This window comes from Pseudomonas sp. 2822-17, assembly GCF_002742485.1.
Lineage (GTDB): Bacteria > Pseudomonadota > Gammaproteobacteria > Pseudomonadales > Pseudomonadaceae > Aquipseudomonas > Aquipseudomonas cyclaminis.
This window is the reverse complement of record NZ_LJRZ01000300.1, coordinates 310,602-333,037: the sequence shown is the minus strand read 5'-3', so window position 1 is coordinate 333,037 and position 22,436 is coordinate 310,602. Positions and strand designations below refer to the sequence as shown.

Below are 22,436 nucleotides of genomic sequence, written 5' to 3'. Positions count from 1 at the left end.
GGGATGGCTGTTAAAAAGACTACTCAGAAAGAAGGCAGCTCGTGGGTCGGGGAAGTTGAAAAATATTCCCGTAAGATCTGGCTTGCTGGTTTAGGCGTGTACTCGAAGGTTAGCAGTGACGGCGGCAAGTACTTCGAGACTTTGGTCAAGGACGGCGAGAAAGCCGAGAAGTTGACCAAAACCACGGTTGGTAAAAAAGTTGAAGCGGCCAAGGCAACTGCCGGTTCTGCCAAGTCGAGTATTTCTGACACTTGGGGCAAGTTGGAAGAGACTTTCGACAAGCGCCTGAACAGTGCCATTTCGCGACTGGGTGTGCCGAGCAAGGCCGAGCTGAAAACGCTGCACAGCAAGGTCGATACCCTGACCAAGCAAATCGAAAAACTCACCGGTGCCAAAGTCGCCCCGGCTAAAGCCGCTGCGGCTAAGCCGGCTGCCAAGCCAGTCGCTAAAACGGCTGCTGCCAAACCCGCCGCTAAAACTGCCGCCAAGCCTCTGGTAAAAGCCGCCGCCAAGCCTGCTGCAAAACCTGCGGCCAAGGCGCCGGCTAAGGCCGCTGCCAAGCCAGCCGCCAAAGCCAAACCAGTGGCTGCCAAAGCCGCTGCCAAGCCTGCGGCTAAACCTGCAGTGAAGGCCGTCGCCAAACCGGCAGCCAAACCAGCTGCTAAAACCGCAGCCGCCAAACCGGCAGCCAAACCAGCTGCTAAAACCGCAGCCGCCAAGCCAGCCGCTAAACCAGCTGCAGCCAAACCGGCAGTGGCCAAGCCTGCTGCAAAACCAGCCGCTGCGAAGAAGCCAGCGGCCGCGAAGAAGCCAGCAGTCGCGAAAAAACCAGCAGCGCCAGCGCCAACCGCTTCGACAGCCAACTCGGTGTCCGCGCCAGCGCCTGCTGCTGCCCCGACTGCAACGCCGGCAACCCCGACGCCATCCAGTCAGTCCTGATCCTTTCGGGACAAAAAATGCCCGGCCTGCAAAGGTCGGGCTTTTTTTTGCGCGTGATTCCAGCCTCTGTTCAGTTGTAGGTGATCGAAACGGTCACCGCGCTGGCCAGGGTGCCTTGGGTGATCGCCGCACCGGTTTTGTGGTACGCCGCCGTGAGGGGGATCACCGCTTTGTGGCTGCTCGTTGCCACCTTGCGGCTGCGCTGGGCGGGGGTGCCGTTGGCGGGAATGACAAAAGCTGGGGAGACGCGGTGCACCAGTTGAAGGGCGGTCCCCTTGGAGGTCCCCGTGTTGGAAAAAAGCTCGGCGTTGCCGGCGGAGGCTTTTCCTGCGAACAGAAACGTCACGTTACGTATATCCGACTCGCAGTCGGCAGAGACCTCGAAATCAAACGCGCCCGTACTGGGGGTTGCATCGAAGTCAGAGACCTTGACCGTCGGCAGCGTGATGCTGCGGTTCTCATCGCCGGCAGCCAGGTTGCATGTGCCGGCGTTGACTTGCCCGATAAAGGTCAAGGTGCCCGTGGTCTCGGCCTGTGCAGTATGGGTTATCAGGCTCGCCGTGATTGCCAGCAGCGGGGTGAGTGTTCGAATGCTCATCAAAGGGGTCTCGGAGTTTCAGTTATAGGTAATGTTGACGGTGGCGGTACTGACAAGAGTGCCCGGGGTGACTGTGCCGTTTTTGTGATAAGCAGCGCCCAGCGGCAAGACGGCGCGGTTGCCATCAACCACCACCGTGCGCGTGTTGTTATCGCCGTTGGCGCCGATGTTTTGGATCCCTCCACCTATGCGGGAGTAAAGCCACACATCTACTCCGCGAGCAGTGCCGGTATTGGCAAAAAGCGCTTCATGCCCTGGCGCGGGTGTGCCTGAAAAGCGAAAGGTGACATTGGATGCGTTGGTGCAGTGGGCGGTGAGCTCGAATTGGCGTTCGCCGGTATAGGTGGCGTTTTGAAGGGCGCTGACTTTGATCGGGTCGAGCGAGATCGTACGGTTGACGTCACCGGTCGCCAGGTCACAGGTGGCGCCAGGGGTGACAAAACGAACAGAGTTACCCAGGCGCAGGGTAAAGCCGTCTGGGCGTCCGTCCCTTTTGGCTGACCAGATTTCTCCGGCTGGTACCACCCCATCGGCGACAGGTGCGATTTTGTAGAGCTTCAATTCTGCGGCGGTGAGGCTGGGGGCTGTTCCACTTGAGGGCGCGCCTGGTTGAGTGTGCATTCCAAAGAAATTGGTGAATCCCCCGGCACTGGTGATGCGCAGACGTGCACCTACACCTGGCGCTTCGGTGCGATGGAACGGGGGGACCGGAGGCATGTTGAGGAATCGCCCGGTAATCCTCAGGTGCGCGTCCCTGCAGACCGCGAAAAAGGCAGGTGCGGTACCGCTGAATGCGCGACTGATGATTTCCCCGCCTATAGGTAGATCGGCCGGGACGGTGATCGTGTCAGGCAGATTGAGGGTGAGCGTGCTGTTCATATACCGGTCACAGTCTGCATGAGCGGCGATCGGCAGAACGAGGGCCAGGAGTGTGGAGATAAATTGCAGGGAGTGTTTCATCGTCAGTCTCGCAGTGAGGAATAGGCCTTGTCGGCCCGGCAAGTGCCAGAGTCCAATTGCCGCAATCGGTTGGCGCCCTCGGTGCTTGGTTGAACGTCGAGGTGGTAGCGCAGCCTGCAGGTGGCGCGGGCGCTGGATCCCCACCTGACCGTCAACTGCCCCTGCGTGCGAGGCACGCGGACAAAGGCCTTGCCGCCCTGGCCGACCACGCCGACGCTGGCGTCGTCTTCATCGAATACATCCGCGCCGAACGGTAACGGGCTGCCATCCTCGCGCCGCGCCGTAATCAAGAGGGCCTGGCCGCTGACGGTTTCAAACTGCACCTTCACCACCGACCCGGCGCGAGGCGCGACGTTTTGCGCGGCGGTCTTGAGTTCGACGTCGACGGACAGATCCCTGGGGTCCAGTTCAACGACGTTCTGGCGATAAGGCGTGAGGTGAGGTACCACGGCGAAGCCGCTTTTGCCGACCTGTGCACTGTGGTTGCCGTTGATCCGCGCGCCCAAGGCGTCGGGTGCCTGGACGATGCCGATGGTGTCGCCCAGTTCTGGGGCGAAGGTCACGCCGTCCGGGTGGGCGACAAGACCGCCGGTCATGCCAAACGAGGTTGTGCGATACGTGTTGCTCTGGCCGTAGCTGGCGGACAGCACCCCTGGGTTCGCCTGGTATTTCACGTCTGCGCTTGTGGCGTTACCGCTGCCGAGCGTTCGGCTGGCCCCCAGGCCGTAACTGAGCTCACTGCGCTCGCCGAGACTACCGCCCAGGCTGACGCGTTCGCCGCTGCTTTGATCGCCGCGGTAGGCCGTGGTGGTCAAGGTTGGCGCGTGCGCGTCGCTGCCCAGCGGCAGGCTCAGGGTGAAGTCTACTTGCTGGTCGACCCGCTCACTCAGCAGGTCCCGGTTGCGCTGCGCACTCACGGTGTAGTGCAGTCGCCTCCAGGTGCCGCTGTACCCGGCGGTGAACGTCAGGTTGCCGCTTTTACGGTTCCAGTAGTTCTGTGATGAGCCCGTCAGGTAAACCGCGCCTTGCTTAAGGCTCTGGTTGAGGCTGATGTCCATTCGGTCGCGCAGTCGCGATACGTTGTCCAGGCGCACCCCGTCGAGGGCGAAGTCGCGGATGCGTGCCGCATCGCCCACGTTCAGGAAGCCCTCGGTGGAATAACGGTAAGCGCCGAGGGCAAAGTGGGTGCCGGTATCGGCGAAATTCTTGCTGTAGCGCAGTTGCAGGCTTTGCCCCTTACGTGATCCATGCCCCGGCAAGTGGGCGTCGGAATAGGTCAGGTCAAGCGAGAGTGCGCCCAGCGGCGTATTGAAGGCGGTGCCCAGCAATTGTGAGCGGTAGTCATCGCCCATCACCCCGCCGGTGTACCCGGTCAGCAGGTTGCTCAGACCCTGCTGATAAGTGGCCTGCGCCAGCATTGGCGGGTGGCGCAGGCCAATCTCATCCAGCCGCCCGAGACTCAACGAGTAGCGGCTGAAACCTGGGCGCAGCAGGTGGGCATTGGCGGCGAACGGCACGATGAATTCACGCTGGCGCCCATCGGCCTCGGTGATCGTGACGTTCAGGTCGCCACCGTACCCGGTGGGGAACAAGTCGTTGAGCACGAAGGGGCCAGGCGCTACCGACACTTCGTCCAATAGCACGCCGCGCTGGCGCACCGTGACGCGCGCATTTGTCTCGGCAACGCCGCGTACCACGGGCGCAAATCCGGTCTGGGAGTCGGGCAGCATGCGGTCATCGCTGAACAGGCTGGCGCCGCGCAGGCGCACGCTGTCGAACAGTTCGCCGGGGGTGTAGATCTCGCCCGCAATCAACTGTGAGCGCAACGTGCTCCATTCGCGCTGCACGTAAGTGGCGTTGCTTTGATAACCGGAACTGAGCGTGGAGCGGCTGTAGCTGCCGTTGTGGCGCCAGTGCCAGTCGCCCAGGTTGAGCCCGGTGTTGAGGCCCAGATACTGGGAGCTGATGGAGCGGCCATTCGTCTGGGTGGCGAAGGTGTTGGCGTTGTAGCGTACAAAGGCGGCATTGATCCCGTGGTCCCATTGCTGCGGGTCGACATAGCCCCGTGCCTTGCGCGCCAGGTAAACCTGCGGAACCTGCAGGTCCAGGCGGTTTTCGCCGGAGTCGAACTCGCTGCTGGCGCCGGGCAGGTAAGTCGCAATATCCGCGCAGCGGGCAAACGGGGCGGCCGGTGTCTGACCGGCTTCGACAGGCCGCTGTGCGACCGTGTCCAGGTTGATGCCAAACCTGAGCAGTGCATCGCGCTCCAGGCACAGTTGTGCGGCTTTCTGACCGTTCACGGCGACGAAGTGCACGGTTTCACGGCCTGTCCACTGGCCGTTGAGGTGCACGTCGGTGCGATAGTTGCCGGGCAGGGTGACATTGCCTTGGTTGAACTTTGATACGTCAACCCGCACCCCGGTCGCATCCGTTGCAAAGAAGGCGGGGTTGAATTCCACAGGCTCAGCCCCGTGGGCACCCATGGCGTGCGCGCCACTCACCAGCAGCAGGCAGTGCGCTGTAAGTTTAAAACTCATGTTTACGTTCTCAAAAACAGCCGCTGTCCAACCGGCGGCATGGGGCGTCCCTGCCCCATCAAATGGGCGTCAGCAGAAGGTGTGTGATGAAGCGCGTGGCCTGGCCAGCCGGATGGCTGAACGTCGGGAAGCGACGGTGAAGGCCGCCTGTCTACATCGTCATGGCAAGACCTTGGCGTTGTGCTGGACCTTGACCCCAAAATCGTCGAGCGTTTCGAACGCTACGGTCGCAGCGCTGCTCGGCGGAGTCTTGAGGCTGGGTAGCTCAAAGCGATTGCGCCCGCCCGGAATCACCATGTTTGCGGCACTTGAAGCCGATGTTTCGCGGGGATGACGCTGCCCGGCTACCTGCACTTCAATCTGCTCGAAGGTCACGTGGTAGGGGCTTGGGTTATAGACTTCCAATGCCTGGTGCTGCCCCGTCGATACGACGCGCCACTGCAGTTTTCCAGGCGCGGCGTTGACGTCGTAAGGCAGGGTCGATGGGCGATAAAGCAGCTTGATCCGGGAGCGAAAAGCCAACTGCAACTGATTGCCTTGTTGGGCGTCTGGCGACTGCGAGGGCACTTCCAGCAGGTTGAACCAGAACAGGCTTTCCTGCGCCGCCGCAAGCGTTGCTCCGGTGTAGGCCAGGCGCACAACCTGTTGTTTTCCGGGCTCCATCCGAAAGATCGGCGGCGTGACCACAAAGGGGATGCCGGCCAGGTCCGGCGTCGAGTATTCGTCTCCATCGTCCAGCCAGGTCTGCACCAGTACCGGTGTCTGGTTCTTGCTTTCGAGCCTGACGGTGACCTCCCTGGCGGCCTGCGGGTAGACAATTCGGGTGCTATTGATCACAACGCTCGCATACAGGGCGTGGCTGGCGAACAGCACAACCACCGCTGTCAGCAGCTTGGCCAGCCGGTGTGAAAGGGAAGCGGTCTTCATGCCAAAAGTCATCCTGCGCAAGAGGTGCACAGATTCGCCGAGTGGCGTACCCGGGCACCAAAGTCACTGACGGTGGTGAATTCGATGCTGCTTGCGCCACGGGGGCGATTGCGCAGCAGCGGCATAACAAACAGTTTCACGTCACCGGCCGGGAGCAACAGGCCGTCGTTGGCGTCCTTGCTGGGCGCCTTGCTGAACCGTTTGCCGTCGCTCAGCAAGTCGAGTGAGGCCAGTGAAATATGGTAGGGCGTGGGGTTGGTAGCCTGCAGGGCAAAGCCTTGTTCGTGGGCCACCAGTGCCCACTGCAATTTTTCCGGGGCGTTGCCAACGGTATAGGGCAGTGCCTGTGGCCTGAGGAACACGCGCAAACGGGTGCGAAATGACAGTTCGATCTGGTTTTTTTGCGCCGCATCCAGCGCGCGCGGTGGTACTTCCAGAATGTTCAGCCAGAACAGGCTTTCGCGGTCGTTGGGCAGTGGTTCGCCGGTGTAGCGCAGGCGCAGCGCCTGTTGCTGGTAGGGCTCGATCCGGAAGATCGATGGCGACAGCGTGAACGGCACCTGTGTTGTCGCCGGTGTGGAGTGCCGGTCGCCCCTGTCCAGCCAGGGTTGTACCAGTGCGGGGCGGTTTCCCTTGTTTTCCAGGCGCACCACGACCTCCGGTTGTCCGACAGGGTAGATCACTCGCGTGCCGTGAATAATTACGCTGGCATGGGAGGGCAGCGCCAGTGGCAACAACACGCCAAACGCAAAGGCAGCAAGCCAGGCTGTTTTTTTCATCGTCTGAAGTCTCATGGCATAAGGCGGCCTGCATACACAGGCTTGCCCGGCCTTACTCGGCGTATTCGATCGTAAAGCCAACGCGGGTGCTGACCTTGCCTTCGCTAGCGGGCCCGCTTGCGTATATTTGCGCGGCCAGCGGGATAACGGCCTGGTTGTCGGCGATCACCACGCCTGCCGATTTCTCGGTGTAGACGTTAATGGGCGAGCCATCACGGTTAGTCACTTCGACCTGCACATTCTTGGCGTGGGTGGTGTCGGACGGGTCGTCGTAACCGTCGATGTTCAAGCGCCCGGTGGCCACGTCGATGGCCGGGCTGGTCGGGTCAAAGGCAACCATTGCGGTGCGGCCGTTGGTGCAGCTGCCCTCGCCGGGCGCGCCAATACGAAGGGTGAAGCCCGTCAGGTTGGCGCGATTCCCCGCCGTCGCCAGGCGTGCGGCAGACACGCCGCCCAGGTTGACGTCCTTGACCACCTTGCCCGCGCCCGGTTCAGCCCCTTCGACCGTGCAGGTCACATCCGTCACCAGGCCGCTGAAGTTGATAACGCCATCAGCGGCATGCGCAGAGTGTGCGACAGCGCCAGCCAAGGTCAGAGCTGCGGCAACGTGGGATAAAGCGATGAGTTTCATGGAGTGTCCAGTTGTGAATGACTTGGGTAATTGCCACAGGTAAAGCGCGGTGTTCTGAATGCTTGGCATGTGGTGGGTGACATAATTTGTATCGAAAAGTGAATTTCATCTATAGAGATGTATCGAGTTTTGGTTCGAGATAGTTCGAAAGTGTATTGTTTTATTTAAAAATTTTACGAGGGCGTGGCGTGGCATAAAAGTTGTTATAAGAAAGTTCTGTAAGGGAACTCTGTAAGATGCAGCGCTATATATAGCTGTGCAGTATTGAAGCCTGTGTTTGGCTGAGGTAATAAACAGGCTGTGTGCGGCGCTGTATTTGCTTATGCGGGAGTCTGGAATGCCAACTTCAAAAGGCAATACGTGTACCGTGATGTTGCTGGATGACCATGAAATGGTTCGCCAGGGCATCGAGTTGAGCCTGAATATGGAGCCCGATCTTGAGGTGATCGGTTCCTTCGGGACCGGCAGGGATCTGCTGGACGCCCTGGGCCGGCGGCCGGCGGATATCGTGGTAATGGACTTTATCCTGGCACCGTCGCAAAGCGATGGCCTCAGCCTGATCCAGGCGTTGAATAGACGCTTCCGTCAATGCAGGCCTTTGATTGTCTGTTCCCATTACACGCCTGCAACGGTATCGCTGTCTTTGAAGGCAGGCTGCTGGGGCGTTCTGGGTAAAACCCAGAATCTGGCTGAGCTGATGACCGCTATCCGAACGGTCGCCCAAGGGCGCATTTACTTGCAGCCTTGTATGGTGCCGGCGTTGCAAGGCATGCAGTCCTTTGCCCATGTTGCGAATATGAAGTCGAAGCAGGATGTATCAACGCCGATGCAGTTGAATGTGTGTCTCACGCCCAAAGAACAGGAAGTACTGCGGTGTTTTCTGGATGGGATGTCGGTGAATTCCATTGCAGCAAAGTTTTCGCGCAGTGCAAGTACCATCAGTACGCAAAAACAATCGGCCTATCGAAAGTTGGGCATCAAGAACGACAGTGAACTATTCAAGTTTACCCAGCAGTTCGGCGAACCTGGCTGACGGGTTTTCAAACCGTGTCTTCCAGATAACGCAATGCCAGCCGCTCTGTCGCCAGCCGGGCCGGTAACAGCAAATGCGGCGCTACCAGCATCATGATTTGATACACCACCACCCGTACCTCACCTTCGCGATCAAGTATCCGCTGGTAATCCAGCGAGAACAGCAACGTCATGGTGATCTGCTCCACCAACTGGCCCAGCGCCTGGGTGTCACTGACCACCTGCCCGGCGGCCTTCAATCGAGCCAGCAATGAGGCCAGTGTGCGTTTGAGTGCCGTGAGCAGGCTGCGAATGCCCTTGGCCAGTTTCGGCAGGCGTCCTGCCAGGTTGGACAAGTCCTGGAACAGAAACCGGTAGTGAGCCATGCGCTCGACGATCAGGTGCAGGAACAGCCAGTAATCCTCCGCCTTCAGTTGTGCGTCTGCGGGCGGGTCCAGCAACGGTGCCAGCTCACATTGAAAGCGTTCGAACAGGCCAATGACCAGCGGCTCCTTGCCATGGAAGTGGTAGTAGAGGTTGCCTGGGCTGATCCCCATTTCATTGGCCACCTCCATGGTCGATACATTCGGCTCGCCCTTGTGGTTGAACAATTGCAGGGCACATTCAAGGATTCGGTCGCGGGTCTTCATCCAGTCTTCTTAATGTGATCGTTGAGCTCAGCGCACCCGCACATAGGTGCCCGGTGCCGCTTCCATCGGTGGGTAATTCTGGTTGCCCAGGGCGGTGAGGGTTTCGCGCTGCACGCCCGAGCGCTGCTGGATCCACTCCAGCCACTGGGGCCACCAACTGCCTTCGACATGACTGGCGTCGTAGTACCAGGCGCGTGGATCGCTGCTCAGCTTGAGGTTTTCGACGTAGTTGGCCTTGGGGTTGCCCGGCGGGTTGAGGATGCTCTGGATATGCCCGCTGTTGGACAGCACGAAACGCCGATCGCCGCCCAGCAATTGCGTGGAGCGGTACACCGCGTCCCACGGCGTGATGTGGTCGTTGATCCCGGCCACGCTGAAGCTGTCCACTGTCACCTTCTGCAAGTCGATGGGCGTGCCGCACACCTCCAGGCCGCCGGGATGGCTCAGGGGGTTGTGTTTGAAGAAGTCCAGCAAGTCGCCGTGCAGCGCGGCGGGCAGGCGCGTGTTGTCGTTGTTCCAGTACAGGATGTCGAAGGCAGGTGGTTCCTTGCCCAGCAGGTAATTGTTGATCCAGTAATTCCAGATCAGGTCGTTGGGGCGCATCCAGGCAAAGACCCTGGCCATGTCGCGGCCGTCCAGCACACCTTGCTGGTAGGAACGACGCTTGGCGGCTTCAAGGGTTTGCTCGTCGGCGAACAGCATGGCGGGGCTGTCGATCTGGCTGTCCAGCAGGCTCACCAGGTAGCTGGCGCTGGAGATGCGGCGCAGTTGGCGCTTGGCCTGCAAGTGGCCTTGCAGGGCGGCGATGGTCAGGCCACCGGCGCAGGCGCCCATCAGGTTGACCTCGCGGGCGCCGGTGATCGCGCGGCAGACGTTGAGCGCTTCTTCCAGCGCCGCCACATAGGTGGACAGGCCCCATTCGCGGTGGCGCACATCCGGGTTGCGCCAGCTGACCATAAAGGTCTGCAGGCCATTTTTGAGGGCGTACTGCACAAAGCTGTTGGCCGGGCTCAGGTCGAAGATGTAGTACTTGTTGATCTGCGGCGGCACGATCAGCAGCGGCTTGGCGTACTGTTTTTCGCTCATGGGCTTGTACTGGATCAGCTCCAGCAGCTCATTGCGAAACACCACTGAGCCTGGGGTAGTGGCGACGGTCTTGCCCACTTCAAAGGCGTGTTTGCTGACCTGGCGCGGCAGGCCGTTGTTGTGCAGCAAATCTTCAAACAGGTTGCTCACGCCGCGCACCACGCTGTTGCCGCCGGAGTTGAGCAACTCCTTGATCGCCAGCGGGTTGAGCAGGGTGTTGGAGGGTGATACCGCATCGTTGAGCAAAGCGAAGGCGAAGTGCGCACGGGCGCGGTCATCGGCGTTCAGGGAGCTGTCGTCGATCCAGTGGCGGGTCTGTTTCTGCCAGCTCAGGTAGGCTTGCAGGCTGCGCCGATAGAACGGGTTGAGCGTCCAGGTCGGATCGACGAAGCGGCTGTCCCTTGGGTTGGGCTCGTGCACCGTCTCGCCCATCAGCACCCGCCCGAGTTGACCGCCCAGTGCCAGGGCATGCCGGGCGGTATGCACCGGGTTGCGCAGGCCATGGGCAGCGACGCTGCGCAGTGTGGAGAGCAAGTCCCGACCGCGCAGGCCGGTGATCGCACTTTGGGCGTTGATGAACGCGGCGGGTGTGGGCGCCGGGTTCGTCACGGGTCTTTCTCGCATGAGCCAACACTCCTTCGTCAAGCCATCAACAGGCACGCCAATTCAGAACCATAGTCGGTTCCTGGCAAGTTGCGCGGCGGTGCGGTCCTTACACTGCCGGTCGCGGATGAATCACAGCGCGCAGGCGCTCCTCCTCCAGAAACTTCATGATGATCGGCGCCACGGCTTCGGCCCGGGTGATCAGGAACAGGTGGCCGTCATCGATGATGTGCAACTGCGCGTTGGGAATGCGCCAGGCGAGCATGCGCATGTTGACCAGCGGGATCAGCGGGTCGTCGTCCCCGGCCAGCACCAGCGTGGGCTGGCGGATCTTGTGCAGCCAGTGAATGCTGGTCCATCCCAGCCCCGCAAACAGCTGCCAGTAGTAACCCAGCTTGCCGGCCGAGCGCACTTTGCTGGCGTGTTCGGCGGCCAGCTTGGAATCGCGGCGGAACGAGCCGCCGTAGATCATTGGCGCAATTCGCACCACGTGGGAGGGTTGAATGTATCGTCTCGGGCTCGCCATCAGCCACAACACCTTCGGCTTGCCGGGCACCATAAAGGCCCCGGCGGCGGTGGCGGCCAGGATCAGCTTCTTGCAGCGTTCCGGGTAGTCGTAGGCGAACTGCTGCGCCAACGCACCGCCCCAGGACACCCCCACGGCATTCACCTGGCCGTAGTCCAGGTAATCGAGCATGCGGGCGGTGAGCTTGGCCAGGCCGGGAAACCGATAGGGCCGCTTGGGCGTCGACGAACCGCCCACGCCCGGTACATCGAAGGCGATCACTTCCAGGTCCGGGTCCAATGCCTGGACGAACGGAAACACCAACTCAAGGTTGGCGCCGATGCCGTTGAAAATCAGCAATGGCGTCAAATGAGGCTTGCCTGGGCGTACCGCCGTACGGATGGTCTGGCCATCCAGGTCGATGGTACGAAAGATGAACGGTTGCGGCATGCTCAAGCCCTGTGAGATGTGACGGTTGGAATGCAGGCCAAATGTGGGAGGGGGCTTGCCCCCTCTCACACTTGACCGCATTTCAATTTAGCGTTCGTGTACATAGGTGCCCGGTGCCGCTTCGGCTGCGGCGTAGGTTTTATTGCCTAATGTCGTCGGTGCTTTCTTCAGCTTGCCCGCCCGTTCCGCCTGCCACGCCTGCCAATGCAACCACCACGAATCAGTGTGCTTGGTCGCGTTCTCCTGCCATTCCAGTGGCTTGCCCGCGAGGCTGTCGCTAGTCTGGTAGCGCGCCTTGGGGTTGCCCGGTGGGTTGAGAATGCTCTGGATATGCCCGCTGCTGGACAACACAAACTCCACCTTGCCGCCAAACAACTGCGCCGATTTGTAGCAGGACTGCCACGGTGTGATGTGGTCATTGGTGCCGGCCAGGGAGTAGATGTCGGCGGTAACCTGCTTGAGATCGATCGGCGTGCCGCACACTTCCAGAGCATTGGCCCGCACGAGTGGGTTGTTCTTGAACAACTCGATCAGGTCGCCGTGGAAGGCGGCCGGCAAGCGCGTGGTGTCGTTGTTCCAGAACAGGATGTCGAACACCGGCGGTTCGTTGCCCAGCAGGTAGTTATTGACCCAGTAGTTCCAGATCAGGTCGTTGGGCCGCATCCAGGCAAATACCTTGGCCATGTCGCGGCCTTCGAGCACGCCGGCCTGGTAGGAATGGCGCTTGGCCGCTTCCAGCGTCTGCTCGTCGACGAACAGCGCCACCTGGGTATCCAGCGTGGTGTCCAGCACACTGACCAGCAGGGTCAGGGCGTTGACCTTTTTCTCCCCCAGCGCGGCGTAGTGGCCGAGCAGGGCGGTGCAGGTAATGCCGCCGGAGCAGGCGCCGAGCATGTTGATGTCTTTGCTGCCGGTAATCGCCGTGACCACATCGACCGCTTCCTTGAGCGCCTCGATATAGGTCGACAGGCCCCATTCGCGCTGGGCCTTGGTCGGGTTGCGCCAACTGACAATAAACGTCTGCTGGCCGTTGCGCAGGCAGAAACGCGCCAGGCTCTTATCCGGGCTCAGGTCGAATACGTAGAATTTGTTGATCTGCGGCGGCACCACCAGCAGCGGGCGTTCATGCACCTGTTCGGTGATCGGCTTGTACTGGATCAGCTCCAGCACATCGTTGCGAAACACCACCGCGCCTTCAGTGGTGCCCAGGGACTTGCCCACTTCAAAGGCGCCCATGTTGACCTGGCTCGGCATGCCGCCGTTGTGCACCATGTCCTTGGCCAGGTGCGACAAGCCATCGAGCAGGCTCTTGCCGCCGGTTTCAAAAAAGCGTTTGACCGCCGCCGGGTTGGCCGCGCTGTTGGTGGGGGCCATGGCTTCGGTCATCAGGTTGATCACGAAGTGGCCACGGCTGATGTCCTGGTCCGACAGGCTGCTGTCGCCGATCCAGTCGTGCAGTTCCTTGCGCCACGCCAGGTAGGTTTGCAGGTAGCGCTTGTAGAGCGGGTTCTGGCTCCAGGCCGGGTCGTGGAAGCGACGGTCATCGCTCTCAGGTACCAGCTCGGATTTGCCGAACATCACATTTTTTAACTCAATGCCAAAATGCGCGACGTGCTTGACGCTGTGCAACGGTTGCTTGATGGCTTGGGTCAGCACCATCTTCGCTGAGGCCAATAAATCCTTTTTACGTAACGCGATGATCGGGTTCAGCCCCAGGGTGTTTTCCGAGGCCTGGCGTTTCAAGTCATCGTTGTTCTTGTTACTCATCTACGACGCTCCATTGTCCGAAAGACGAGTACCGGGTACCGCTGTGCACCACCTTCGATACACAACACAAGCCTGGTACTGCGACTCGGGTGACCGTTGATACCGCATCGTCAAATGCAGGGAACTTGCCAGTTCCATTGGTTACCCGAGTTTAATTTTTTTCGCAAGCGGGCCAATCATTGACCACGCGACAGGGCATTCAAACAGATGAAATTAGAAAATGCCCTCTAAAGAGCGAGAGGCCTGGACTAGAGCATCAGCCGCACGACCGACTCACTCGGGTCGCGGGTTTTGCCGGCGGCTTTGAGCTCGGCGAGATAATCAGCCCACAGCGCGTCCTGACGCACGGCCAACTGATAGAGGTAGTCCCAGGTGAACAGTCCGCTGTCATGGCCGTCGTCGAAGGTCAATTTCAGTGCGTACTGACCGGCCGGTTCTACCTTGATCAACTTAACGTTGAGCTTGCCGAATTGCAGGATGGGTTTGCCGTGGCCCTGGACTTCAGCGGAAGGCGAGTGGGTGCGCAGCAACTCGGCGGGAAGTTGGTACACCTCATCGGGCCCATAGGTGAGGCCGAGAGTGTTGGAGGTTTTGTGCAGGTTTACAGCAGTAGGAAACTTAGCCATATGAGGTGATCCTGAATAAACCGGCTTAAAAATGTGGGAGGGGGCTTGCCCCCGATAGCCATGTGTCAGTCAGCATACATCTATCTGACAGACCGCCATCGGGGGCAAGCCCCCTCCCACATTGAAGCAAAGCAGTTGTGTGTGAGGCTTACAGAATATAGCGCGACAAGTCTTCGTTCTGCGCCAATTCACCCAGGTGGCTGTTGACGTATTCGGCGTCGATCTTGATCACCTCGCCATTCTGCGCACCGGCTAGGTCACCGGCGCTGAAGGACACTTCTTCCAGCAGGCGCTCCAGCAGCGTGTGCAGGCGGCGAGCACCGATGTTCTCGGTCTTCTCGTTGACCTGCCAGGCGATCTCCGCCAGGCGCTTGATGCCGTCCGCCTGGAACTCGATGCCCAGCCCTTCGGTTTTCAACAGCTCACGGTACTGCTCGGTGAGTGAGGCGTGCGGTTCGCTGAGGATGCGTTCGAAGTCGCCAGGGGTCAGTGCCTTGAGTTCCACGCGAATCGGCAGTCGGCCTTGCAGCTCCGGCACCAGGTCGCTTGGTTTGCTCAGGTGGAACGCACCGGAGGCGATAAACAGGATGTGGTCGGTCTTGACCATGCCCAGCTTGGTGTTCACGGTGCAGCCTTCGATCAACGGCAGCAGGTCGCGCTGTACGCCTTCGCGGGACACATCGACGCCGCCGGAGTTGCCGCGCTTGGCCACCTTGTCGATCTCGTCGATAAACACGATGCCATGCTGCTCGACGGCTTCCAGGGCCTTGGCCTTGAGTTCTTCCTCATTCACCAGGCGCCCGGCCTCTTCGTCGCGCACCAGTTTCAGCGCGTCCTTCACCTTGAGCTTGCGGCTTTTCTTCTTGCCCTTGCCCATGTTGGCAAACAGGTTCTGCAACTGGCTGGTCATTTCTTCCATGCCAGGCGGTGCCGAGATGTCGACGCCGGAGACTTCGGCGACTTCAATCTCGATTTCCTTGTCATCCAACTGACCTTCGCGCAGGCGCTTGCGGAACAGCTGACGGGTGTTGGAATCGGACGACGGCGCCGCGTCTTCATTGAAACCCATGCGCGCAGGAGGCAGCAGGGCATCGAGGATGCGTTCTTCGGCAGCGTCTTCGGCGCGGTGGCTGACCTTGGTCACTTCCTGCTCGCGCAGCATCTTCAGGGCAGCGTCGGCCAGATCACGGATGATCGATTCGACGTCACGGCCCACATAACCGACTTCGGTGAACTTGGTCGCTTCGACCTTGATGAACGGGGCATTGGCCAGCTTGGCCAGGCGCCGGGCGATTTCGGTTTTACCGACACCGGTCGGGCCGATCATCAGGATGTTCTTGGGCGTCACTTCAACGCGCAGTTCTTCGGGCAGTTGCATCCGGCGCCAGCGGTTACGCAGCGCGATGGCAACGGCGCGCTTGGCATCGTCCTGGCCGATGATATGGCGGTTGGGTTTGTGGGCGATTTTGCGGGGAGTCATGGACATAGTGTTTGGCGGCCTCAAGCGGGAACAAGCCTACGGCTTACTCGGCGAGGTCCTGCTCCTCAATGGTGAAGTTGTGGTTGGTGAACACGCAGATGTCACCGGCGATACCCAAGGCAGTCTCGACGATTTCGCGGGCCGACAAATCGGTTTTCTTCAACAGTGCGCTGGCCGCGGCTTGAGCGTAGCCACCACCGGAACCCATGGCGATCAGCCCGTGTTCGGGTTCAACCACATCGCCGTTACCGGTGATGATCAGGGACGCGTCTTTGTTGGCTACAGCCAGCATGGCTTCCAGGCGGCTGAGGGAGCGGTCGGTGCGCCATTCTTTGGCGAGTTCGACGGCGGCGCGTACGAGGTGGCCCTGGTGTTTTTCCAGCTGGCCTTCGAAGCGTTCGAAGAGGGTGAAGGCGTCGGCGGTAGCGCCAGCAAAACCGGCAAGCACCTGGCCGTGGTACAGGCGACGGACTTTCTTCGCGTTGCCTTTCATCACGGTATTACCCAGGGAAACCTGGCCGTCGCCGCCCATGACGACTTTGCCGTGGCGACGTACTGAAACGATGGTGGTCAAGGGGAGAGTCTCCACGCAGCGGGGCGAAAATGCCCTGATGGAAACTGATATGGGGGTGGTGGGGGTGATTTCAACCTTGGGTGGTTAGGGCGGACGAATGGTGTCTATGGGTCTGACACACTTTCGCGAACACCGAGAAACCAATGTGGGAGGGGGGGCCTCCCACATTTGACCCCTGTTGAGCCTGAATCAGCGGCTCTGGCGTTGTTGTAACAACAGGTTGCTAAAGCCGGCGCCAGCCAATTGCTTCTGCGCTACGGTCAATTGTTCGCGGTTGCTGAACGGCCCTACCAACACGCGATACCAGGTCGCGTCCTTTACCGTGCCGGATTCCACCGTCACCGTTTGCCCCAGCAGAATGATCTGCGCACGTACGCGATCCGCATCCGCCTGTTTCGGGAACGAGCCCGCTTGCAGGAAGAATTTGGTCACCGGCGCCGCTTTGGTCTCGGCAACTGGCGGCGCTGGCGGCGGGGTGATGCCGGCCAGTGCCGCCTGAGCGCGGGCGGTGTCGATCTTCGCGGCTTCAGCCGGCGTAACCGGAGTGGTCGGCACTTGTGGCGTCGGCAGGGTTTTCTCCGGCACGGCGTCGGGCGGTACGATCACTTCCGATTCGGGCAGCAGCGTGTAGAAGTCGTACTTCGGCTTCACGGGTGCAGTCGGGCTCGGCGCCGTCTTATTGGCTTCAGCGATTTTCGTGGCTTTCTGCTGCTCCTGTTTGACCCGTTTGACGTCATCGCCCTGGCCAGGATCCAGCTTCATCAGGAACACGATAAACGCACCGACCGAAAGGCCGATGGCCATCCACAACCAGCCCGGAATCGGCTTCTTTGCCGGGGCCTGGTAGCGACTGGCGCCGCGCTTGGGTGCAGGTTTTTTCTTGGCGGCCAACTTACATACGCTCCAGAGTTTCCAGGCCCAACAGCTCCAGGCCTTGCTTGAGGGTCCGTCCGGCCAATGCGGCAAGGCGCAGGCGGCTTTGCTTCTGGGCTTCGTCGTCGGCGCTGAGGATCGGGCAGTTCTCATAGAAACTGGAGAACAGGCCGGCGACTTCATACAGGTAGGTGCACAGGATATGCGGCGTGCCTTTTTCGCCGACGCTGTTCAGCACTTCGCCCAATTGCGCCAGTTTGGCGGCCAGTTCCTGTTCGTGGGGTGCGTCCAGCACGATCCGGCCTTCGACTTCGCTGAAGTCCTTGCCCAGCTTGCGGAATACGCCGGCCACGCGGGTGTAGGCGTACAGCAGGTACGGCGCGGTGTTGCCTTCGAAGTTGAGCATCAGCTCGAAGTTGAAGCTGTAGTCGCTGGTGCGGTGTTTGGACAGGTCGGCGTATTTCACTGCGCCAATGCCCACCACGCGGGCGATGTTGCGCAGGTCAGCTTCGGCCAGTTCCGGGTTCTTTTCCTTCACCAGGTTGTAGGCGCGGTCCTGGGCTTCGTTGAGCAGGTCGATCAGCTTTACGGTGCCGCCGTCGCGGGTCTTGAACGGACGGCCATCGGCGCCGTTCATGGTACCGAAGCCCATGTGTTCCATGAGCATCGGGTGAGTGACGAAGCCCGCACGGCGCGCCACTTCGAACACCTGCTGGAAGTGCAGCGCCTGGCGCTGGTCGACGAAATACAGCGCTCGATCGGCCTTGAGCACGCCACTGCGGTAGCGCACGGCCGCCAGGTCGGTGGTGGCATAGAGATAGCCGCCATCGGCCTTGACGATGATCACCGGCAGCGGCTCGCCGTCGGCAGTCTTGAATTCTTCGAGGAACACGCACTGCGCGCCGTTGCTCTCGACCAGCAGGCCCTTGGCCTTGAGGTCGTTGACTACATTGATCAGGTCGTCGTTGTAGGCGCTTTCGCCCATCACGTCCGCCATGGTCAGCTTGACGTTGAGCAGTTCGTAGATTTCCTGGCAGTGGGACAGCGAGATGTCCCGGAAGCGACCCCACAGCTCCAGGCATTCCTGGTCTCCGGCCTGCAGTTTCACCACCAGGCCACGGGCGCGGTCGGCGAATTCTTCGGACTCGTCGAAGCGCTTTTTGGCGGCGCGGTAGAAGTTTTCCAGGTCCGACAGCTCGTTGCTGGTGATCGGGTTTTCCTGCAGGTAGGCCATCAGCATGCCGAACTGGGTGCCCCAGTCGCCCACGTGGTTCTGACGGATCACGGTGTCGCCGAGGAATTCCAGGACCCGTGCCACGCCATCGCCAATGATGGTCGAACGCAAGTGGCCGACGTGCATCTCTTTGGCAAGGTTGGGTGCCGACAGGTCGATGGCCACGCGCTGAACGGGACCTGCCTTGCGCACGCCGATCTTCGCGTCGGCCAGGGCGGCATCGAGGCGCGAAGCCAATGCCTGGGTGTTCTGGAAGAAGTTGATGAACCCAGGGCCGGCGATTTCGGCCTTGGTCACGCTCTCGTCGACCGGCAGTGCGGCGATGATTTTCTCCGCCAGGTCGCGTGGCTTCATGCCGGCCGGCTTGGACAGCATCATCGCGATGTTGCTGGCGAAGTCGCCGTGGGTCTTGTCGCGGGTGTTTTCCACCTGGATCGCCGGCGTCAGGCCTTCAGGCAACACACCTTCGTTGACGAGTTGGGTGAGGGCTTGTTGGATCAGCTGGCGAATGGTGTCTTTCATGGTGTTCTCTTTCGACCGCAAGCGGCGGCGCGCGATGCGCAGGTGGAAAAACTGGGCATTATCCGTGGCGAGGGCGGGCTTGCCAACCTTCGCGGGACCTGTGGCGTGGGTTAATACAAATCTACCGGGTCTACATCCAACGACCATCGCACCTGTCGGCCGCTGGGCATTTGCTCCAGGGCAAGCAACCAGCTACTTAATAGTCGATGCAGCGGTGCGCGAGACGTTGCCTGCAAGAGTAGTTGAGCGCGATACCGTCCGGCACGGCGCTCCATGGGCGCGGGCACCGGGCCGAGCAGTTCGATGCCGGTGAGGCCCAGTTCGCCGAGCAAACCCTCGGCGATGCTGCAGGCTTCATCCAGAAAACCTTCAGCCTGGCCCGGTTTGTGGGCTTCGGCACGCAGCAGCGCCAAGTGTGCAAACGGCGGCAGGCCGGCGGAACGGCGTTCGCTCAGTGCCTGCTCGGCGAAGGCGAAATAGCCCTGCTCGGTCAGTTGGATCAGCAAAGGGTGGTCAGCCAGGTGCGTCTGGATAATCACCTTGCCCGGCTCCTCTGCGCGCCCGGCGCGACCCGCGACCTGCACGATCAACTGCGCCATGCGCTCGCTGGCGCGGAAGTCGCCGGAGAACAAACCGCCGTCGGCGTCGAGGATCGACACCAGGGTCACCCGTGGAAAGTGGTGGCCTTTGGCGAGCATCTGCGTACCCACCAGGATGCACGGCTGGCCTTTCTGAATGGTGGCGAACAGCTGATTCATCGCGTCCTTGCGCGACGTGCTGTCGCGGTCGACCCGCAGTACCGGGTAATCCGGGAACAGAATGCCCAGGCGTTCTTCGGCACGTTCGGTGCCTGCGCCCACTGGTCGCAGGTCGACTTTGCCGCACTGCGGACAGTGGCGGGGCACCCGTTCTACATGGCCGCAGTGGTGGCAGCGCAGTTCGCCGTGGCGTTGGTGCACGGTCATGCGTGCGTCGCAGCGCTCGCATTCAGACATCCAGCCGCAGTCATGGCACAGCAGCGTCGGTGCAAAGCCCCGGCGGTTGAGAAATACCAAAACCTGCTGGCCGGCGGCGAGGGTCTGGCCGATGGCTTGCTGCATCGGCCCGGAAATACCGCTGTCCAGCGGACGGCTTTTGACGTCCAGGCGCAGGAATCGTGGTTGCTTGGCGCCGCCGGCACGCTCATTCAGGCGTAGGAGGCCATACCGACCGGTGTAGGCGTTGTGCAGGCTTTCCAGGGACGGGGTGGCAGAACCGAGCACAATCGGAATGCCTTCCTGGCGTGCGCGAACCAGCGCCAGGTCGCGGGCGTGGTAGCGCAGGCCTTCCTGCTGTTTATAGGAGCCGTCGTGCTCTTCGTCGATGATGATCAGGCCCGGGTTCTTCATCGGCGTGAACAGCGCCGAGCGGGTGCCGATAATAATGTCGGCCTCGCCATCCCGCGCCGCCAGCCAGGACTCCAGGCGTTCACGGTCGTTGACCGCCGAGTGCACCAGGGCGATGCGCGCATTGAAGCGCTGCTCGAAACGCGCCAGGGTTTGCGGGCCGAGGTTGATCTCCGGGATCAATACCAGCGCCTGCTTGCCGGCTTGCAGGGTTTCGCGGATCAACTGCAAATAGACTTCGGTCTTGCCGCTGCCGGTGACGCCGGCCAGCAGGAACGCATGGAAACTGTCGAAACCTGCGCGAATCGCTTCATACGCTGCGCGTTGCTCGGGGTTGAGCGGCAATTCCGGCTGGGCCAGCCAGTGTTCGTGGCGTGGATCGGGGGCGTGCTTGCGGATTTCCACCTGCACCAGGCCTTTGGCGAGCAGCAGGTCGAGGCTGTCCTTGCTCAGCATCAGCTTGCTCAAGAGCTGATGCGCCACGCCGTGGGGATGCTGCGCCAGCGTGGCCAGGGCTTCACGTTGGCGCGGGGCGCGGGCGATGCGCGGGTCGTCGAGGCGTGCACCGGGCACTGTCGACCAGAATCGTTCCTGGCGTGCTTCGGCCAACTCGCCCTGGCGCAGCAGCACCGGCAGCGCCCAGCTCAGGGTGTCGCCCAGGCTGTGTTGGTAATACTGGGCGGTCCACAGGCACAGCTTGAACAGTGCGGGTGGCAATGGCGCGGTGGCGTCCAGGATCGCCAGGGCCGGTTTGAGCTTCTCGGCGGGGACTTCGCTGTGATCGGCGACTTCTATCAGGACGCCGATCATTTCCCGTCGGCCAAAAGGTACGCGCACGCGCATGCCTGGCTGCAATTGCGCTCGCAGCACCCCGGCCGGGGCCCGGTAGTCGAACAGGCGGCGCAGGGGCGAGGGCAGGGCTAGGCGCAAAATGGCGTCGGGCACGCGGGGTTCCATAGTAAGGAGGGTGATGAGCAAGGGCGGGAGCCTAGCAGACGGGGGAAGGCTTGGGTATGCCACGGTTTTCTGATGAAAGGGGCTTTTATGTGGGGAATCGGCCGTAAGGTCCGCTTGCGCGTTTAAAAAGGTCTGGTAGAATCCGCGGCCTAATTACGTGCGGTATTCGACAATAGTGTCGAGTGGCGGCACGCTAGCCCGAGGAAGTGCCATGAAAGCCGATATCCATCCAGCGTACGAAACCATCGAAGTAACCTGCAGCTGCGGCAACAAGTTCGAAACTCGCTCGAACCTGTGCAAGCCACTGGGTACTGACGTATGCAACGAGTGCCACCCGTTCTACACCGGTAAGCAGAAGACTCTGGACACCGGCGGCCGCGTACAGCGCTTCGCAGATCGCTTTGGTGCTTTCGGCAAGAAGCCTGCTACTCCAGCAGAGTAAGGCTCAAGAGCCTTATGGGCTTTTGCCAGCTGTTAAAAAAGGCGTCCCTTGCGGGCGCCTTTTTTATGCCTGGGATTTGGCTGTCGGCCGCCCACGCGCAGGTGTTTTGCCCTGTACCGACGTCTGCGGCCCAGGTCGACGTGCAGCGTGTAGTGGATGGCGATACGGTGCGTCTCAAGGATGGCCGGAGCGTGCGGATGATCGGCCTCAATGCGCCGGAGACGGGTAAAAGGGGCCGCACCGACGAGCCGTATGCTGTGGCCGCACGCCAGCGTCTGCAGGCATTGGTGGCTGCCAGCGGCGGCCGCGTTGGCCTGGTACCGGGGCGTGAACCCAAAGACCATTACGGTCGTACCCTGGCCCACCTTTATGGTGCCAACGGCGAGAACCTGGAGGCGCAATTGCTGGCTGAGGGCCTGGGATTCCAAGTGGGGGTCGCGCCCAATGTGGATCTCGTCGCCTGCCAGCAGGCTGCGGAAAACAGCGCCCGTCAGGCAGGTCTGGGCCTCTGGCGGCAATCGCCGGTGCAACCCGTGGCACAGCTCAAGCAATCCGGCTTTGCCTTGGTCAGTGGTCGTGTGAGCAAGATCGAGCGCAATCGCGGCGGTGTCTGGATCGAATTGCAGGGTTCACTGGTATTACGCATTGCACCCGATCTGGCCCGACAATTCGACAGCAGCTTGCTCAATGGTCTGCAAGGCAAGACAGTCGAGGCGCGTGGCTGGGTGCAGAATCGCGCCAGGCGCGGCGGCCTGAAACGCGGTCAGGCGCGCTGGCTGTTGCCGCTGACCGATTCCGGCATGATTAAAACGACGTTTGAATAAATAATTGTAGACATTTTTTAAGTCGATTGTGAACAGTCTAGCCCTTGTATCCCGTGGCTTTAGACTAAAGTACGTC

At 60.9% G+C, this 22,436-nt stretch carries 20 protein-coding genes; 4 read left to right on the top strand and 16 right to left on the bottom strand.

All coding sequences use genetic code 11. The features are described from left to right. Positions 1 to 3 precede the first annotated feature (3 nt). Positions 4 to 939 (top strand): phasin family protein, encoded by a 936-nt coding sequence (locus AOA60_RS07060; protein ID WP_099583818.1) that lies wholly within the window; start codon positions 4 to 6, stop codon positions 937 to 939. 70 nt (positions 940 to 1,009) lie between these two features. On the opposite strand, the gene AOA60_RS07055 is transcribed toward AOA60_RS07060, so the two are convergent. The 6 genes from AOA60_RS07055 to AOA60_RS07030 all read right to left on the bottom strand — a co-directional run bounded on the left by AOA60_RS07055 (position 1,010) and on the right by AOA60_RS07030 (position 7,371). Next, entirely contained in the window at positions 1,010 to 1,537 is a 528-nt protein-coding gene (locus tag AOA60_RS07055) for a fimbrial protein (RefSeq protein ID WP_099583817.1), read from the bottom strand. An 18-nt stretch (positions 1,538 to 1,555) separates the two neighbouring features. After that, positions 1,556 to 2,497 carry a fimbrial protein gene (locus tag AOA60_RS07050; protein WP_099583815.1) on the bottom strand — a complete coding sequence of 314 codons (942 nt, stop codon included), beginning with the start codon at positions 2,495 to 2,497 and terminating at the stop codon, positions 1,556 to 1,558. Positions 2,498 to 2,499: 2 nt separating this feature from the next. Beyond that, positions 2,500 to 5,034 carry a fimbria/pilus outer membrane usher protein gene (locus tag AOA60_RS07045; protein WP_099583813.1) on the bottom strand — a complete coding sequence of 845 codons (2,535 nt, stop codon included), beginning with the start codon at positions 5,032 to 5,034 and terminating at the stop codon, positions 2,500 to 2,502. A 159-nt stretch (positions 5,035 to 5,193) separates the two neighbouring features. Further along, positions 5,194 to 5,961 (bottom strand): molecular chaperone, encoded by a 768-nt coding sequence (locus tag AOA60_RS07040; protein ID WP_099583812.1) that lies wholly within the window; start codon positions 5,959 to 5,961, stop codon positions 5,194 to 5,196. Between the two features lie 8 nt (positions 5,962 to 5,969). Further along, complete coding sequence (locus AOA60_RS07035; protein ID WP_099583811.1) at positions 5,970 to 6,740, bottom strand: fimbria/pilus periplasmic chaperone; 771 nt, start codon at positions 6,738 to 6,740, stop codon at positions 5,970 to 5,972. A gap of 52 nt (positions 6,741 to 6,792) precedes the next feature. Continuing rightward, the gene (locus AOA60_RS07030) at positions 6,793 to 7,371 is read right to left on the bottom strand and encodes a fimbrial protein (RefSeq protein ID WP_143522391.1); all 579 of its coding nucleotides are present in this window, start codon (positions 7,369 to 7,371) and stop codon (positions 6,793 to 6,795) included. A 370-nt stretch (positions 7,372 to 7,741) separates the two neighbouring features. Between AOA60_RS07030 and AOA60_RS07025 the strand changes: the two genes are divergently transcribed. After that, positions 7,742 to 8,404, top strand: coding sequence for a response regulator transcription factor (locus tag AOA60_RS07025; RefSeq protein WP_099583809.1), 663 nt, complete (start codon positions 7,742 to 7,744; stop codon positions 8,402 to 8,404). Between the two features lie 7 nt (positions 8,405 to 8,411). Here the strand turns inward: AOA60_RS07025 and AOA60_RS07020 are convergent, their stop codons facing one another. The 10 genes from AOA60_RS07020 to AOA60_RS06975 form a co-directional block, all read right to left on the bottom strand. After that, entirely contained in the window at positions 8,412 to 9,032 is a 621-nt protein-coding gene (locus tag AOA60_RS07020) for a TetR/AcrR family transcriptional regulator (RefSeq protein WP_099583808.1), read from the bottom strand. A gap of 27 nt (positions 9,033 to 9,059) precedes the next feature. Further along, positions 9,060 to 10,742 (bottom strand): class II poly(R)-hydroxyalkanoic acid synthase, encoded by a 1,683-nt coding sequence (gene phaC / locus AOA60_RS07015; protein WP_099583806.1) that lies wholly within the window; start codon positions 10,740 to 10,742, stop codon positions 9,060 to 9,062. Positions 10,743 to 10,830: 88 nt separating this feature from the next. Continuing rightward, entirely contained in the window at positions 10,831 to 11,676 is an 846-nt protein-coding gene (gene phaZ / locus AOA60_RS07010) for a poly(3-hydroxyalkanoate) depolymerase (RefSeq protein ID WP_017526534.1), read from the bottom strand. 87 nt (positions 11,677 to 11,763) lie between these two features. Then, entirely contained in the window at positions 11,764 to 13,443 is a 1,680-nt protein-coding gene (phaC, locus tag AOA60_RS07005; RefSeq protein ID WP_099583805.1) for a class II poly(R)-hydroxyalkanoic acid synthase, read from the bottom strand. A gap of 248 nt (positions 13,444 to 13,691) precedes the next feature. Further along, positions 13,692 to 14,069, bottom strand: coding sequence for a gamma-butyrobetaine hydroxylase-like domain-containing protein (locus AOA60_RS07000; RefSeq protein WP_099583804.1), 378 nt, complete (start codon positions 14,067 to 14,069; stop codon positions 13,692 to 13,694). 148 nt (positions 14,070 to 14,217) lie between these two features. Continuing rightward, complete coding sequence (hslU, locus tag AOA60_RS06995) at positions 14,218 to 15,555, bottom strand: ATP-dependent protease ATPase subunit HslU (protein ID WP_099583802.1); 1,338 nt, start codon at positions 15,553 to 15,555, stop codon at positions 14,218 to 14,220. A gap of 37 nt (positions 15,556 to 15,592) precedes the next feature. After that, positions 15,593 to 16,123 (bottom strand): ATP-dependent protease subunit HslV, encoded by a 531-nt coding sequence (gene hslV / locus AOA60_RS06990; RefSeq protein WP_010563201.1) that lies wholly within the window; start codon positions 16,121 to 16,123, stop codon positions 15,593 to 15,595. A 189-nt stretch (positions 16,124 to 16,312) separates the two neighbouring features. After that, entirely contained in the window at positions 16,313 to 17,014 is a 702-nt protein-coding gene (locus AOA60_RS06985; RefSeq protein ID WP_099583801.1) for an SPOR domain-containing protein, read from the bottom strand. A 1-nt stretch (position 17,015) separates the two neighbouring features. Continuing rightward, the gene (gene argS, locus AOA60_RS06980; protein WP_099583800.1) at positions 17,016 to 18,752 is read right to left on the bottom strand and encodes an arginine--tRNA ligase; all 1,737 of its coding nucleotides are present in this window, start codon (positions 18,750 to 18,752) and stop codon (positions 17,016 to 17,018) included. 110 nt (positions 18,753 to 18,862) lie between these two features. Further along, positions 18,863 to 21,082 (bottom strand): primosomal protein N', encoded by a 2,220-nt coding sequence (locus tag AOA60_RS06975; RefSeq protein ID WP_099583798.1) that lies wholly within the window; start codon positions 21,080 to 21,082, stop codon positions 18,863 to 18,865. A gap of 223 nt (positions 21,083 to 21,305) precedes the next feature. Here AOA60_RS06975 and rpmE point away from each other — a divergent pair, with 223 nt between their 5' ends. Both rpmE and AOA60_RS06965 read left to right on the top strand, forming a co-directional pair. After that, on the top strand, positions 21,306 to 21,536 hold the full coding sequence (rpmE, locus tag AOA60_RS06970) for a 50S ribosomal protein L31 (protein WP_049710411.1): 231 nt from the start codon (positions 21,306 to 21,308) through the stop codon (positions 21,534 to 21,536). A 14-nt stretch (positions 21,537 to 21,550) separates the two neighbouring features. Next, positions 21,551 to 22,360: a thermonuclease family protein gene (locus AOA60_RS06965; RefSeq protein WP_099583797.1), complete on the top strand. Its 810-nt coding sequence runs from the start codon at positions 21,551 to 21,553 to the stop codon at positions 22,358 to 22,360. Positions 22,361 to 22,436 lie beyond the last annotated feature (76 nt).